Here is a 14,838-nt window from a genome sequence, read left to right as displayed (position 1 = left end):
TTGTTTCCTTCTATATAGAAGCTGGAGTGGTGTATGGCTGACACGCGTCGTTGGGTCTGGTTGGGTGGGGTCTTGCTGGCCTGTGGGTTTGTCTACCTGCTGCACCCGATCCTCAGTCCGTTCCTGGTGGCGCTGTTGCTGGCCTACCTGTTCGATCCGCTGGTGGATCGCCTGGAGAAGTGGGGCTTGTCGCGAACCTGGGGGGTGGTCACGGTGTTCGCACTGTTCACCCTGATCGTGATGACGCTGTTGCTAGTACTGGTGCCGATGCTGGCCAAACAATTGGTCAGGCTCTATGAGCTGGCGCCGCAGATGCTCGACTGGGTGCAGCACACCGCCATGCCCTGGGTGCAGTCCCGCCTGGGGCTGGCAGACGGATTCTGGAAGTTCGACAAGGTCAAGGCGGCCATCAGCGAGCATATGGGCCAGACCACCGATATCGTCGGCGTGGTGCTGAGCCAGGCCACTGCCTCGGGTTTGGCGCTGATCGGCTGGCTGGCCAACCTGGTGTTGATCCCGGTGGTGAGCTTCTACCTGCTGCGGGACTGGGACCTGATGATGGCCAAGATCCGCAGCCTGCTGCCGCGCAACCGCGAAGAGCGGGTAGTGGCGCTGGCGGGTGAGTGTCACGAGGTGCTGGGAGCGTTCGTGCGCGGGCAGTTGCTGGTGATGCTGGCCCTTGGCGTGATCTATGCGGCAGGCCTGATGCTGGTGGGGCTCGAGCTGGGGCTGTTGATCGGCTTGATAGCGGGGCTGGCGGCGATAGTGCCGTACATGGGCTTCGTCATCGGCATCGGTGCGGCATTGGTTGCCGGGCTGTTCCAGTTCGGTGGTGATCTGTACCCCATGATTGGCATCGTCGCAGTGTTCATGGTCGGGCAGGCGCTTGAGGGAATGGTGCTGACGCCATTGTTGGTGGGGGATCGCATCGGCCTGCACCCGGTGGCGGTGATTTTCGCGATTCTTGCCGGCGGCGAGCTGTTTGGTTTCACTGGGGTTCTGCTGGCGTTGCCGGTCGCCGCGGTGATCATGGTGCTGGTGCGTCATGTGCATGACCTGTACAAGGACTCGGATCTTTACAGCGGTGCTGAAGACCCCGATCTGTAAGGGCGGCGCAGGGGGCGAGGCGCCGTGCAGCCTGAGTGGATGTTCAGTCGTGAGCTTTGGCCTCTGCTCCCCCAGGCTGTCAAAGATCCCCCCTGGCTGGCTCTCGGCTGACGCAAACCTTTGATTTTGCTTGTGGTCTGCTGCATTGTGCGCTCGGCGTCACGGGTATAAACTTTGCAAACTTTACACAGAGGCCACTAACGGTTCCTTTGGAACTGTTCAGTCAGCATGAAACCGATTCAGCTGCCCCTAGGTGTGCGTCTGCGTGATGACGCCACCTTCATCAACTACTACCCAGGCGCCAACGCCGCTGCACTCGGCTATGTCGAGCGCCTATGCGAAGCCGACGCCGGCTGGACCGAGAGCCTGATCTATCTCTGGGGCAAGGATGGTGTGGGGCGCACGCACTTGCTGCAGGCGGCCTGTCTGCGTTTCGAGCAGATGGGCGAGCCGGCGGTGTACCTGCCTCTGGCGGAGTTGCTGGATCGCGGGATCGAGATTCTCGACAACCTGGAGCAGTACGAACTGGTTTGCCTGGATGATCTGCAGGCGGTGGCCGGCAAGGCCGACTGGGAAGAGGCGCTGTTCCACCTGTTCAATCGCTTGCGTGACAGTGGCCGGCGCCTGCTGATTGCGGCGTCGACGTCGCCCCGTGAATTGCCGGTGAAGCTGGCGGACCTGAAATCGCGCCTGACCCTGGCGCTGATCTTCCAGATGCGCCCGCTGTCCGATGAGGACAAGCTGCGTGCCCTGCAGTTGCGTGCATCCCGTCGCGGGTTGCACCTGACCGACGAAGTTGGACATTTTATTCTGACCCGCGGTACGCGCAGCATGAGTGCCTTGTTCGATCTTCTTGAGCAGCTCGATCAGGCGTCACTGCAAGCCCAGCGCAAGCTGACCATCCCGTTCCTGAAAGAAACCCTGGGTTGGTAAAATCAAGGCCTGCAGGGCTTTTGCGAGCGGCTCTCGGCATATTTCAGGCGCCAGAAATCGTACCTTTGGAAGGCTTTCCAGAGGCAGGTGGACTTAAAATGGGCTTAAAGCCTTAGATGTACTCAAGAAACTCATAAGTCACATTCTGATCGATTGAATTTGCAAATGAGGGCGATAGAAGGCATAGTCGCGTCTTCTTTTATTTCAAGCCACGGTCGTGCCCATGCTAAATCGCTTCGCACCCCTCGTGCCTCTCGCACTCGTCACCCTGTTGTTTGGTTGCGCTTCACACACTCCGGTGTCCCAGCAGCAGCCCGTGCAACAGACTCAAGTCTCGGTAAAAAACCAATCTTCCGCTGTTGATCAGGAAGAGCTGGCAACTGAAAAGGAACTGGCAGAGTTTTCTGACAGCAAGCCTTACCAGTTGCCAGTTCTGGCCGACAGCATCCTCGAGCGCGGCATGTCCCTGATCGGTACCCGTTACCGTTTCGGCGGTACCTCGGAAGCCGGCTTCGATTGCAGTGGTTTCATCGGTTACCTGTTTCGTGAAGAGGCGGGCATGAACCTGCCACGCTCCACTCGCGAAATGATCAACGTCAAGGCCCCTCTGGTGGCGCGTAACAACCTCAAGCCGGGTGATCTGCTGTTCTTCAGCACCAACGGCCGCGGGCGCGTCAGCCACGCCGGGATCTACCTGGGGGATGATCAGTTCATCCATTCCAGCAGCCGTCGCAGTGGCGGTGTGCGGGTCGATAGCCTGGGCGACAGCTACTGGAGCAAGACCTTCATTGAGGCCAAGCGTGCACTCGCCATGGCTCCAACCGTGGTCACTGCGCGCAAATAAACGGACTATTTGTAGGGCGAAGTTAAAGTCTTACTTGAAGTTTGGCGTGTAGACGCTAGAATCCTGATCTATTGTTGAAACTAACCGCGTGAGCCCTGCTTACGCGGTTTTGTTTTCAGTGTCACGGCAGAGAAAGCCGCATCCCGATCAGGATTGTTCAGCTTATGTCGACCTCAGCCCGCATCATCCTCATTGCCTTCGCAGCGCTGCTCAGCGCTTGTGCCAGCCGTACCCCGCCACCTGCGCCTGTGGTACGTGCTCCGGTATTCAACGCCCCTCAAGCCTTTTCTCCGGTTGCCGAAGACGTGCTGTTTCGTGCATTGGGTCTGGTGGGAACGCCTTATCGCTGGGGTGGCAATACCCCGGATTCAGGGTTCGATTGCAGCGGCCTGATCGGTTATGTCTACCGTGATGCGGCAGGCATCTCGCTACCGCGTTCGACCCGGGAAATGATCGGTATGCAGGCGCCTGACGTGGGCAAGGGCTCACTGCAGACCGGCGACCTGATCTTCTTTGCCACCAATGGCGGCTCCCAGGTCAGCCATGCCGGGATCTACGTCGGTGAAGGGCGTTTCGTGCATGCGCCGGCCACCGGTGGCACGGTGAAGCTCGATAGCCTGTCCAAGGCCTATTGGCAAAAAGCCTACCTGAGCGCCAAGCGCGTGCTGCAGCCGGAACACCTGGCGCACAATCCGTAAGCCAACCTGATCGAGGTGCCCGTGACAGCCCGTACGCTCAACCTCGATGACACCCTTTACCAATACCTGCTGGACGTCTCCCTGCGCGAGACGCCCTTGCTGCGCCGTCTTCGGGATGAAACCCAGGCATTGCCCACCGCTCGCTGGCAGGTGGCGCCCGAGCAAGGGCAGTTTCTGGCGTTGCTGGTCAAGCTGATCGGGGCTCGTCGTGTGCTCGAAGTGGGGACGTTCACGGGCTACAGCGCCTTGTGCATGGCCCAGGCACTGCCTGAGGATGGTTCGCTGACCTGCTGTGATCTTCCTGGCGATTACAACGCGACGGCCCGTCGTTACTGGCAGGAGGCCGGTCTCGATCAGCGTATAGAGCTGCGCTTGGCGCCTGCGCTGGAGACGCTCGTCAAGCTGGAGCGAGCAGGGCAGGGCGAGAGCTTCGACTTGATCTTTATCGACGCCGACAAGGCCAATTACCCGGTCTATCTGGAGTACGCATTGCGCTTGCTGCGGGTCGGAGGATTGGCTGTGTTCGATAACACCTTGTGGAGCGGTCGAGTGCTGGAGGTCGATGCGCAAAGCGAAGACACCCGAGCCATCCAGGCGCTCAATCGCGCCTTGAAGGATGACTCGCGCATCGACCTGTCGTTGCTGCCTTTGGGGGACGGCTTGAGCCTGTGCCGCAAGCGCTGAATCTATTGTGTCTTGGCAGCGGAAACTCGCCAGATCTTGTTGCCGACGTCATCGGCGACCAATAGATCGCCTTGCTGATCGATCACCACACCCACCGGGCGGCCCATGGCGTTCTCGTCGCTGTCGAGGAAGCCGCTGAGCACGTCGATAGGTTGTCCCTGGGGTTTGCCCGCACTGAAGGGGACGAAAATCACTTTGTAGCCGCTGTGGGGCTTGCGGTTCCAGGAGCCGTGCTGGCCGATGAAGACGCCCTCGGTGAACGGTGCTGGCAGCTTGCTGCCTTCGGCGAAGGCCAGCCCCAGCGACGCCGTGTGCGGGCCGACGGCGTAGTCCGGAGCGATCGCCTTGGCCACCAGGTCGAGGTTCTGGGGTTTGACCCGCACATCCACATGTTGCCCGTAGTAACTGAAGGGCCAGCCATAGAAGGCGCCGTCCTTGACCGAGGTGATGTAGTCCGGCACCAGGTCACTGCCGATCTCGTCCCGCTCGTTGACTGCGGTCCACAGTGCGCCGCTGGTGGGTTCCCAGGCCAGGCCGTTGGGGTTGCGCAGGCCGGTGGCAAACAGGCGGTGCTTGCCGCTGGCGCGATCCAGTTCCCAGATCGCCGCCCGACCCTGTTCCTTGTCCAGACCATTTTCGCCGACGTTGCTGTTGGAGCCCACGGTGACGTACAGCTTGCTCCCGTCCTTGCTGGCGATGACGTTCTTGGTCCAGTGATGGTTGAGGGGGCCGCCGGGCAGTTCGGCCACTGTGCTGGCGGCTGCGCTGATCCGGGTGTCGCCGCTCTGGTAGGGGAAGCGCAGCAGCTTGTTGGTATCCGCTATGTACAGGTCATTGCCCACCAGGGTCATGCCAAAGGGCGAGTTGAGGTTCTCCAGGAGCACCGTGCGGGTTTCCGCCACGCCATCGTGGTCCTGATCCCGCAGCAGGGTAATGCGGTTGGCGCTGGGTACTGCGGCGCCGGCCCGGCCCATCACCTTGCCGGCGATCCAGCCGCGAATACCCTGGCTGTCATCCGGCTTGGGCGGCGCATTGGTTTCTGCCACCAGCACGTCGCCATTGGGCAGCACATAGAGCCAGCGCGGATGGTCAAGGTTTTCGGCGAAGGCATTGACCTGGGTGCCGGGCGCGGCCACGGGTTTCGCCCCCTGAGGCCATCCAACGGCCGGGGCAATGTTGACCGTCGGAATCAGCGTCGGATTGGGCTCCGGCAGTTTGGGGGTCGGTCCGGTGCCGTCCGAAACCTGCAGGCTGGAGGTTTCGCCGCAGGCCGTGAGGCTGGCGGCAATGGCGATAAGCAAGGCGTGGCGAGCGTTGAGCATGCGAATTTCCCTATGAGTGCACGGACGTCGTAGTCATAGAGGAGCATAGCCAGTGGATGGTTCCGCCCGATCAGCGTGCTTCCTTGAACAGTACAGCGACCCCGGGGTGATAGTTGCCGGCGTCGTTGCGCAGCTTGCGATAGGCGTAGGGGAAGTACCAGGCCACTGCGCAGCAGTGTTCCTTCTGCAATTCATCCAGCATGTCCTGGAGTTCTTCGGGAGTGGCGCTGTGCTGGGCCTTTTGTGGGGCCACGAACAGGCAGCCGAGCTTCAAGTCGCTGGCGTAGCTGATCTTTTTCGCGTCGCTGGCGATGTCCAGCAGTGCCTGGGTCAGGTGCAGGCTGTTGACCCGTGGCCAGCGTTGGGTGACCTGGAGATAGGCGCGCTCCTCCTTGGTGGCCAGGTACAGGTCGGTGCGGGCATTGCGAGCACCTTCTTCCTGCTGCTTTTTGCTCGGGCTGTGTTCCAGGCTGACCATCTCGGCCATCCAGGCTGCTGCGGAGAGCAGTCCCAGGTTGGCCTGTTCGTCGAACCAGTACGGGGTTTCGTTATCACCGCGAATCGCGTTGTAGCGGTCAATGCAATCGAACCAGCGTTCCAGCATCGGGCGCATAAATTCCAGTTTTGGATTGCTGATGATCATGCCTTGCATCGAACTCACCCCTTATTGTTGTGTGGCTGGACTTCATGTCCGGGAATGTGGCTATTTGATATCACTGCTCTGAGTGTGGCACAAGATTGGCGTCATTTTGTTGATGCAGTGCAGTTTTGTGCGGTGAGCGACAGCCGGCTTTAATTGACGCTCCACCCCCAACCCTCTAACCTTCGCGACTTGTTTCAGGTGCTCTGTGGCCGGTGGCCGACAGAGTGAAACAGGGAAGCCGGTCAGGGCCTGTTCCAGCGATGGAATGGGCGACGATTCCGGCGCTGCCCCCGCAACGGTAGATGAGTCAAGACTGCGTTGGATGCCACTGTGTCGATGACACGGGAAGGCGCGCAGTCCGGCAGCCATGCCCCTCATGAGCCCGGAGACCGGCCTGATCCATCCAACGGCATCACGGTGGGCGATGCCAGGCTGACGCCATCTGTTTGTTTTCCTGCCCGCCGTTCCCCAGCCCCAACGGAGAGCTGCCCCATGAGTGAATCCCCCGATCGTGACGAGCGCCATCTGGCGCGCATGTTGCGCAAAAAAGCCGTGATCGATGAGCGCATTGCCAACGCGCCGAATGAATGCGGGCTACTGCTGGTGCTGACCGGCAATGGCAAAGGCAAGAGCAGTTCGGCCTTCGGCATGCTGGCGCGTTCCATGGGGCATGGCATGCAGTGCGGCGTGGTGCAGTTCATCAAGGGCCGCAACAGCACGGGCGAGGAGTTGTTCTTCCGCCGTTTTCCAGAGCAGGTGCGGTTTCATGTGATGGGCGAAGGCTTTACCTGGGAAACCCAGGATCGCCAGCGGGATATCGCTGCTGCCGAGGCTGCCTGGGCCGTTTCCAGGGAGCTGTTGAGCGACCCGGCCATCGGTCTGGTGGTGCTCGATGAACTGAACATCGCCCTCAAGCACGGCTATCTGGACCTGGATCAGGTGCTCAGTGACCTGCAAGCCCGTCCGCCCATGCAGCACGTGGTGGTAACCGGGCGCGGCGCCAAGCCGGAAATGATCGAGCTGGCCGATACGGTCACCGAAATGGGGGTGGTCAAGCACGCCTTCCAGGCTGGCATCAAGGCGCAGAAAGGTGTCGAGCTGTGAGTGTGAATTCATGACCGACATTCGTCATTGCCCCGCGGTATTGATTGCCGCACCGGCCTCTGGCCAGGGCAAGACCACGGTGACCGCAGCCCTGGCTCGCTTGCACCGTAATCAGGGGCGCAAGGTGCGGGTGTTCAAGTGCGGCCCGGACTTTCTCGATCCGATGATCCTGGAGCGCGCCAGCGGCGCTGCGGTGTACCAGCTGGACATGTGGATGGTTGGCGAGCAGGAAAGCCGGCGCCTGCTCTGGGAGGCTGCAGGCGAGGCCGATCTGATCCTGATCGAAGGCGTCATGGGGCTGTTCGACGGCAGCCCCTCCAGCGCCGACCTGGCCCGGCATTTCGGCGTGCCGGTGCTGGGGGTGATCGACGGCACGGCCATGGCCCAGACCTTTGGCGCCTTGGCCCTGGGATTGGCGCGCTACCAGCCGGACTTGCCGTTCGCCGGAGTGCTGGCCAATCGGGTCGGCACCTTGCGCCACGCACAGTTGCTTGAGGGCAGTCTCACCGAAGGCTTACGTTGGTACGGCGCCTTGTCCCGGGAAACCGGGATCGAGCTGCCGAGTCGTCACCTGGGGCTGGTGCAGGCCAGTGAGCTGAATGACCTGGACCTGCGCCTGGATGCTGCCGCCGAGGCCCTGGCTGGCAGCTGCGAAGTGGCGCTGCCGCCGGCGGTGGCGTTTGCCCCGCCGCTGCCAGCAGCCTGCGAGCCGTTGCTTGCAGGCGTGCGCATCGCTGTGGCGCGGGATGAGGCGTTTGCCTTTACCTACGGCGCGAGCCTGGACCTGTTGCGGGCCATGGGCGCGCAATTGAGCTTTTTCTCGCCGATCCACGATCGGCAATTGCCCGAGGCAGACAGTTTGTACCTGCCGGGTGGCTACCCCGAGCTGCACCATCTGGCGCTGGCGCAGAACACTCCGATGCTGGAGGCCATCCGCGCTCACCATTGTGCAGGCAAGCCATTGCTCGCCGAGTGTGGCGGCATGCTGTACCTGCTGGATGGCCTGACCGACGTCGAGGGCCAGCGTGCGCAGTTGCTCGGCTTGCTGCCCGGTGAGGCGGTGATGCAGAAGCGCCTGGCTGCCCTGGCCCTGCAGGCAGTGGAGCTGCCGGAGGGTAGCTTGCGTGGTCACACCTATCACCATTCGCTGACCAGTACCGAGCTTGAGCCCATAGCCCGGGGCCTGAGCCCCAACGGTGGCCGCGGCGCGGAAGCGGTGTACCGCAACGGGCGGATGACCGCCTCTTATGTGCACTTCTACTTCCCGTCCAATCCGGTGGCGGTGGCGGCGCTGTTCCTGCCCGACGGGGCTGTCGGTGCTGAGGGTGTCGCGGGTGACTGATCAGGCTTTTTCTGCGGCCGAGCGCGACGCGGTCTACCGCGCCATCGCCGAGCGGCGCGACATGCGTCACTTCGCCGGCGGCAGTGTCGAGCCGGCGCTGTTGCAGCGCCTGCTGGAAGCGGCGTACCAGGCACCGAGTGTTGGCCTGATGCAGCCCTGGCGCTTTATCCGTATCACTGACCCTGAGCTGCGAGGGCGGATCCAGCGGCTGGTGGAGGAGGAGCGGGTGCGCACCGCCGAGGCGCTGGGCGAGCGTTCCGACGAGTTCATGAAGCTCAAGGTCGAGGGCATCAATGACTGCGCCGAGGTCCTGGTAGCGGCATTGATGGACGGGCGTGAACGGCATGTGTTCGGCCGCCGGACCCTGCCGGAAATGGATCTGGCCTCATTGTCCTGCGCCATTCAGAACCTCTGGCTGGCCGCGCGCAGCGAAGGCCTGGGCATGGGCTGGGTGTCGCTGTTCGAGCCCCAGGCCCTGGCCGAGCTGCTGGGGTTGCCGGCCGGTGCCAAGCCTGTGGCGGTGTTGTGCCTGGGGCCGGTCACCGAGTTTTACCCGGCACCGATGCTGGCGCTGCAAGGCTGGGCGCAGCCACGGCCGTTGAGTGAGTTGTTGTATGAGAATTGCTGGGGAGTGAGTCAATGAGTGTGGCGTTGCTGAGTGTCGCCGGGGTGGCGCTCGATGCGCTGCTGGGCGAACCCAAGCGCTGGCATCCGCTGGTGGCGTTCGGCCGAGTGGCGGATCGTATCGAGCAACGTTTCAACGCTGCCGGCCGTGGCTGGCGCAGCCACGGAGTGACCGCCTGGGTCCTCGCGGTGCTGCCCTTGACCCTGCTGGCGACGGCACTCTCCTGGCTGCCCTACATCGGTTGGCTGGTCGAGGTCCTGGCGCTGTACTGCGCCCTGGGTTTGCGCAGTCTCGGCGAGCACGTCGAGCCTGTGGCCCAGGCCTTGCGCAGTGACGATCTGGATGAGGCTCGGCGGCGAGTGGGGTTTCTGGTGAGCCGCCAGACCAGTGAACTGGACAGCACTGAGGTGGCCCGTGCGGCCACCGAGTCGGTGCTGGAAAACGGCAGCGACGCTGTGTTTGCCGCCTTGTTCTGGTTTGCCGTGGCCGGTGCGCCAGGAGTGGTGCTCTATCGTCTGAGCAACACCCTGGATGCGATGTGGGGCTATCGCAACGAGCGTTTCGAGCGCTTCGGCTGGGCGGCGGCGAAGATCGACGACCTGCTCAACTTCATTCCGGCGCGCCTGGTGGCCCTGACCTACGCCCTGCTGGGCAAGACCCGCCTGGCATTCAAGTGCTGGCGCCGCCAGGGGCCGACCTGGGACAGCCCGAATGCCGGTCCGGTGATGGCCGCCGGCGCGGGCGCCCTGGGCGTGGAACTGGGTGGCGCGGCGATCTATCACGGTGAGCTGCATCAGCGTCCGCCCTTGGGCGAAGGCGAGCCGGCAAGTGCCGGTTCCATCGATCGCGGTTGGCAATTGGTGCAACGGGGTGTGTGGCTGTGGCTGCTGATTCTTTGCCTGGGGGCTGAGCTTTATGCTTGAACACGGTGGAAGGTTGCGCAAGGCGGCCCGGGAGTACGGGATCGCCGAAGAGGCCTGGCTGGACCTGTCCAGCGGATTGGCGCCCTGGCCCTTTCCGCTGCCGGCCATTCCCTTGCGTGCCTGGGCGCGCCTGCCGGAAACCGATGACGGGCTCGAGCAGGCGGCTTGTGCCTATTACGGCGCCAGCGAAGTCTTGCCGGTGGCCGGTTCCCAGGCAGCCATCCAATTGCTGCCGCGCCTGCGGCGCACGGGCAAGGTCGGGGTGCTGTCGCCCTGTTACGCCGAGCATGCCGAGGCCTGGCGCCGCACCGGTTATCGGGTGCGCGAAGTACTGGAACAGGAAGTGGACTTCTTTCTCGACAGCCTCGATGTGCTGGTGGTGGTCAACCCCAACAATCCCACGGGCCTGAGCCTGACGCCGGAACGCCTGCTGGACTGGCATGCCCGGCTGGCCCAGCGCGGTGGCTGGCTGGTGGTGGATGAAGCCTTTATGGACAACACGCCGGACCTGAGCCTGGCCCGGCACGCCCATCAGGTGGGGCTGATCGTGCTGCGCTCGTTCGGCAAGTTCTTTGGCCTGGCCGGTGTGCGCCTGGGGTTTGTCCTGGCTGAGCGTCGACTGCTCAAGTTGCTGGCCGAGCAGGTCGGGCCCTGGGCGGTCAGCGGGCCCACCCGGGTGGTGGGACAGGCCTGCCTGCAGGACGTCGAAGGGCATGCCCGGCAACGGCTGCGCAGCGAGGCGGCGAGTCAGCGGCTGGTGGAAGTCCTCGACCGTCATGGGTTCAAGCCCCAGGGCGGTTGCGCACTGTTCCAATGGCTGATCACGGCCGAGGCCGAAGGCCTATACCAATTCATGGCGCGGCGCGGCATTCTCCTGCGGCTGTTCCCCCACAACAGCAGCCTGCGTTTCGGCCTGCCCGCCGACGAGGCTGACTGGGCGCGCCTGGAGCAGGCATTGCAGGCCTATCGCAAGGACCACCCATGACTACGCTGATGGTGCAGGGCACCACTTCGGATGCGGGCAAGAGCACGCTGGTCACCGCGCTGTGTCGCTGGCTGCTGCGCCAGGGCGTAAGAGTGGTGCCGTTCAAGCCGCAGAACATGGCGCTCAACAGCGCCGTGACGGCAGATGGCGGCGAGATCGGCCGGGCCCAGGCGGTCCAGGCCCAGGCGGCCAACCTGGCCCCGCACACCGATATGAACCCGGTGCTGCTCAAGCCCAATAGCGACACCGGTTCCCAGGTCATCATCCATGGACGTGCGGTTACCAGCATGAACGCGGTGGCCTATCACGACTACAAGGCCATTGCCATGCGGGCCGTGCTGGCCTCCCACGAGCGCTTGCGGGACGCTTATCAGGTGGTGATGGTGGAAGGCGCCGGTTCGCCGGCGGAGATCAATCTGCGGGCCGGTGATATCGCCAACATGGGCTTTGCCGAGGCGGTGGATTGCCCGGTACTGCTGATCGCCGATATCAATCGCGGTGGCGTGTTCGCCCATCTGGTGGGCACCCTGGAACTGCTGTCCGCCAGTGAGCAGGCTCGGGTCAAGGGCTTCATCATCAACCGCTTTCGTGGCGACCTGGCCCTGCTGCAACCGGGGCTGGACTGGCTGGAAGCGCGCACCGGCAAGCCGGTGATCGGTGTGCTGCCCTATGTCATGGACTTGCACCTGGAGGCCGAGGACGGCATCGACCAGCGCCAGGCCGACAAGGTCGAGCAACTGCTCAAGGTGGTGGTGCCAGTGCTGCCGCGGATCAGCAACCACACGGACTTCGACCCACTGCGCCTGCATCCCCAGGTCGACCTGCAGTTCATCGGTCCCGGGCAGCCAATTCCCTCTGCGGACCTGATCATTCTGCCCGGTTCGAAAAGCGTGCGTGCCGACCTCGACTACCTACGGTCCAACGGCTGGGACCGGGCGATTGCCCGGCACTTGCGCTATGGCGGCAAGCTGTTGGGGATCTGTGGTGGCCTGCAGATGCTCGGTGAGCAATTGCACGATCCTTTGGGGTTGGAAGGTGCCGCTGGCTCCAGCCCCGGCCTGGGCTTGCTGGCTTTTGAAACCGTGCTCGAAGAACAGAAGCAACTGCGCAATGTCAGTGGGCGCCTGAGCTTGGAGAATGCCGCGATCAGCGGTTATGAAATCCATGCCGGTGTGACCCGGGGGGCGGCCCTGGAACGGGCCGCCGTGCAGTTGGACGATGGTCGCAGCGACGGCGCCTGCAGTCTCGATGGGCAGATTCTCGGCACCTACCTGCACGGTCTGTTCGAGACGCCGGCCGCCTGTGGCGCGCTGTTGCGCTGGGCTGGTCTGCAGCAGGTGCAGGAAGTGGATTACCACGCCTTGCGTGAACGTGACATCGAACGGCTGGCGGACCTGGTGGAGCGTCACCTGGACACCGGCGCGCTGCGTCAGCTCTGCGGCCTGTAGGTCCGGTCGACCATTTTTTCAAAGGTGCCCAAGCATGTTGCAACTGATTCTCGGCGGTGCCCGTTCCGGGAAAAGCCGCCTGGCTGAAAAGCTCGCCGGCGACAGTGCTCTGGCGGTGACCTACATCGCCACTAGCCAGCCGCTGGATGGCGAGATGAATCAACGTATCGTTCATCACCGTGAGCGTCGCCCGGCACACTGGGGGTTGATCGAAGAACCGTTGGAACTGGCCCGGGTGCTGCAGCAGGCGGCCAGCGTCGAGCGTTGCCTGCTGGTGGATTGCCTGACCCTGTGGCTGACCAACCTGCTGATGCTCGAAGACGAAGCTCGTCTGGCGGCGGAACGCCAAGCCTTGTTGCAGTGCCTGGAAACCTTGCCGGGCGAGATCATTTTTGTCAGCAATGAAACCGGAATGGGCGTTGTGCCCCTGGGCGAATTGACTCGCCGCTATGTGGATGAAGCCGGCTGGCTGCATCAAGCCCTGGCCGAGCGCTGTCAGCGAGTGGTGCTGACGGTGGCGGGCCTGCCCCTGACTTTGAAAGGAACCGCGTTATGAGTAACTCCTGGTGGCTGAACCCGTGCAAGGCGATCGACACCCAGGTGGTCGAGCAGGCGCTGGCCCGGCAGCAGCAATTGACCAAGCCGGCCGGTTCCCTGGGGCGACTGGAGCCACTGGCGGTGCAACTGGCGGGCTTGCAAGGGCGACTCAAGCCCAGTCTCGATTCCGTGTGGATCGGGATTTTTGCCGGTGATCATGGCGTGGTGGCCGAAGGTGTTTCCGCCTACCCGCAAGAAGTGACCGGGCAGATGCTGCTGAACTTTGTCAGTGGCGGTGCGGCGATCAGCGTGTTGGCCCGGCAATTGGGGGCAGCGTTGGAGGTGGTGGACCTGGGAACGGTGACGCCTGGGTTGAGCTTGCCCGGTGTGCGGCACTTGGACCTGGGAGCCGGCACGCAGAATTTTGTCCAGGGTCCGGCCATGACCCGGGCCCAGGGAGAGCTGGCATTGCAGGCCGGTCGCGACAGCGCGCTACGGGCTCGCGCGCAGGGGGCACAATTGTTTATCGGCGGTGAAATGGGCATCGGCAACACCACGGCTGCCAGTGCCATCGCCTGTGCCTTGCTGGATATCCCCGTGGTGCAACTGGCCGGGCCCGGCACCGGGTTGAATGCCGAAGGGGTCAGTCGCAAGGCCCAAGTGATCGAGCGTGCCCTGGCAGTGCATGCCGCTTCCCGTGGCGATGCCTTGCAGACCCTGTTCAGTCTCGGAGGTTTTGAAGTGGCCGCATTGGCGGGGGCTTATCTGGCCTGCGCCCAGGAGGGGATCGCGGTACTGGTGGATGGTTTTATCTGCAGCGTCGCGGCGTTGGTGGCGGTACGTCTGAACCCGGCCTGTCGTCCATGGCTGCTGTTCGCCCACCAAGGCGCCGAGCCCGGGCATCGGCATGTGCTGCAGACGCTGCAAGCCGAGCCGCTGCTGGATCTCGGCCTGCGCCTGGGCGAGGGCAGTGGCGCCGCGTTGGCGGTGCCGTTGCTGCGGCTGGCCTGTGACCTGCACGGGCAGATGGCAACCTTTGCCGAGGCGGCCGTGGCCGATCGCCCGGCATGACCTTGCACCTGGACCTTTTGCGCCACGGTGAAACCGAGTTGGGCGGTGGTCTGCGTGGGAGCCTGGACGACAGGCTGACCGAACTGGGTTGGCAGCAGATGCACGAAGGCGTTCGCGAGCGCGGGCCTTGGGATCTTGTGGTCAGTTCGCCGTTGCAGCGTTGTGCGCGTTTTGCCGAGGTGCTGGCGGCGCAGCTTCAGCTGCCCCTGGCCCTGGAGCGCAATCTGCAAGAGCTGCATTTTGGTGCCTGGGAAGGGCAAAGCGCGGCGGCCTTGATGGAAACCGATGCCGAGGGGCTGGGGCGTTTCTGGTCCGACCCCTATGGGTTCACGCCGCCTGAAGGTGAGCCGGTGGCCGCGTTTTCCCAGCGGGTGCTGGCGGCGATTGACGGGTTGCTGCAGGCCCATGTCGGTCGGCGTGTGCTGCTGATCAGCCATGGAGGGGTGATGCGCTTGCTGCTCGCCCGGGCTCGCGGCTTGCCCAGGGAGCAGTTGCTGAATGTCGAGGTCAGGCATGGCGCCTTGTTCAGCCTGAGAGTGGCCGCCGATGGTCAATTGAGCGAAGAGGGCTGA

16 protein-coding genes and 1 riboswitch are annotated in these 14,838 nt (G+C 63.3%); of the genes, 14 read left to right on the top strand and 2 right to left on the bottom strand.

Annotation, left to right across the window (positions count from 1 at the left end; all coding sequences use genetic code 11):
• The first annotated feature begins 33 nt into the window (after window positions 1-33).
• The 5 genes from ACZ5BO_RS26180 (at window position 34) to ACZ5BO_RS26160 (ending at window position 4,266) form a co-directional block, all read left to right on the top strand.
• The gene (locus ACZ5BO_RS26180) at window positions 34-1,107 is read left to right on the top strand and encodes an AI-2E family transporter (protein ID WP_025127013.1); all 1,074 of its coding nucleotides are present in this window, start codon (window positions 34-36) and stop codon (window positions 1,105-1,107) included.
• A gap of 228 nt (window positions 1,108-1,335) precedes the next feature.
• Window positions 1,336-2,040, top strand: coding sequence for a DnaA regulatory inactivator Hda (hda, locus tag ACZ5BO_RS26175; protein WP_025127014.1), 705 nt, complete (start codon window positions 1,336-1,338; stop codon window positions 2,038-2,040).
• A gap of 223 nt (window positions 2,041-2,263) precedes the next feature.
• Complete coding sequence (locus ACZ5BO_RS26170; RefSeq protein WP_025127015.1) at window positions 2,264-2,884, top strand: C40 family peptidase; 621 nt, start codon at window positions 2,264-2,266, stop codon at window positions 2,882-2,884.
• Between the two features lie 164 nt (window positions 2,885-3,048).
• Window positions 3,049-3,582, top strand: a complete 534-nt coding sequence (locus ACZ5BO_RS26165) for a C40 family peptidase (protein WP_025127016.1) — start codon at window positions 3,049-3,051, stop codon at window positions 3,580-3,582.
• 21 nt (window positions 3,583-3,603) lie between these two features.
• Window positions 3,604-4,266 (top strand): class I SAM-dependent methyltransferase, encoded by a 663-nt coding sequence (locus tag ACZ5BO_RS26160; RefSeq protein WP_025127017.1) that lies wholly within the window; start codon window positions 3,604-3,606, stop codon window positions 4,264-4,266.
• 2 nt (window positions 4,267-4,268) lie between these two features.
• Here the strand turns inward: ACZ5BO_RS26160 and ACZ5BO_RS26155 are convergent, their stop codons facing one another.
• Window positions 4,269-5,588: a PQQ-dependent sugar dehydrogenase gene (locus ACZ5BO_RS26155; protein WP_464696950.1), complete on the bottom strand. Its 1,320-nt coding sequence runs from the start codon at window positions 5,586-5,588 to the stop codon at window positions 4,269-4,271.
• Window positions 5,589-5,658: 70 nt separating this feature from the next.
• Window positions 5,659-6,240, bottom strand: a complete 582-nt coding sequence (locus ACZ5BO_RS26150) for a hypothetical protein (RefSeq protein ID WP_025127019.1) — start codon at window positions 6,238-6,240, stop codon at window positions 5,659-5,661.
• Window positions 6,241-6,410: 170 nt separating this feature from the next.
• Window positions 6,411-6,643: riboswitch (cobalamin riboswitch) on the top strand.
• Window positions 6,644-6,723: 80 nt separating this feature from the next.
• Between ACZ5BO_RS26150 and cobO the strand changes: the two genes are divergently transcribed.
• Genes cobO through cobC form a run of 9 tightly spaced genes read left to right on the top strand, consistent with a single transcriptional unit; the run spans window position 6,724 to window position 14,838 of the window.
• On the top strand, window positions 6,724-7,335 hold the full coding sequence (gene cobO, locus ACZ5BO_RS26145) for a cob(I)yrinic acid a,c-diamide adenosyltransferase (protein WP_025127020.1): 612 nt from the start codon (window positions 6,724-6,726) through the stop codon (window positions 7,333-7,335).
• A gap of 10 nt (window positions 7,336-7,345) precedes the next feature.
• On the top strand, window positions 7,346-8,677 hold the full coding sequence (locus ACZ5BO_RS26140; RefSeq protein ID WP_464696949.1) for a cobyrinate a,c-diamide synthase: 1,332 nt from the start codon (window positions 7,346-7,348) through the stop codon (window positions 8,675-8,677).
• Window positions 8,670-9,320, top strand: coding sequence for a 5,6-dimethylbenzimidazole synthase (bluB, locus tag ACZ5BO_RS26135; protein WP_464696948.1), 651 nt, complete (start codon window positions 8,670-8,672; stop codon window positions 9,318-9,320). Before ACZ5BO_RS26140 ends, bluB begins: the two co-directional genes overlap by 8 nt.
• Window positions 9,317-10,225: an adenosylcobinamide-phosphate synthase CbiB gene (gene cbiB, locus ACZ5BO_RS26130; protein ID WP_025127023.1), complete on the top strand. Its 909-nt coding sequence runs from the start codon at window positions 9,317-9,319 to the stop codon at window positions 10,223-10,225. Before bluB ends, cbiB begins: the two co-directional genes overlap by 4 nt.
• Window positions 10,218-11,210, top strand: coding sequence for a threonine-phosphate decarboxylase CobD (gene cobD / locus ACZ5BO_RS26125; RefSeq protein ID WP_464696947.1), 993 nt, complete (start codon window positions 10,218-10,220; stop codon window positions 11,208-11,210). The genes cbiB and cobD overlap by 8 nt, the downstream gene beginning before the upstream one ends.
• Window positions 11,207-12,658 carry a cobyric acid synthase gene (locus ACZ5BO_RS26120; RefSeq protein ID WP_464696946.1) on the top strand — a complete coding sequence of 484 codons (1,452 nt, stop codon included), beginning with the start codon at window positions 11,207-11,209 and terminating at the stop codon, window positions 12,656-12,658. Before cobD ends, ACZ5BO_RS26120 begins: the two co-directional genes overlap by 4 nt.
• Before the next feature lie 34 nt (window positions 12,659-12,692).
• Window positions 12,693-13,214 carry a bifunctional adenosylcobinamide kinase/adenosylcobinamide-phosphate guanylyltransferase gene (cobU, locus tag ACZ5BO_RS26115; protein WP_025127026.1) on the top strand — a complete coding sequence of 174 codons (522 nt, stop codon included), beginning with the start codon at window positions 12,693-12,695 and terminating at the stop codon, window positions 13,212-13,214.
• On the top strand, window positions 13,211-14,266 hold the full coding sequence (gene cobT / locus ACZ5BO_RS26110) for a nicotinate-nucleotide--dimethylbenzimidazole phosphoribosyltransferase (protein WP_464696945.1): 1,056 nt from the start codon (window positions 13,211-13,213) through the stop codon (window positions 14,264-14,266). The genes cobU and cobT overlap by 4 nt, the downstream gene beginning before the upstream one ends.
• Window positions 14,263-14,838 carry an alpha-ribazole phosphatase family protein gene (cobC, locus tag ACZ5BO_RS26105; RefSeq protein WP_464696944.1) on the top strand — a complete coding sequence of 192 codons (576 nt, stop codon included), beginning with the start codon at window positions 14,263-14,265 and terminating at the stop codon, window positions 14,836-14,838. The genes cobT and cobC overlap by 4 nt, the downstream gene beginning before the upstream one ends.

It is taken from the genome of Pseudomonas sp. FFPRI_1, from assembly GCF_055384485.1.
The sequence above is the reverse complement of the archived record's forward strand: the minus strand, read 5'-3'. Positions and strand labels throughout refer to the sequence as shown.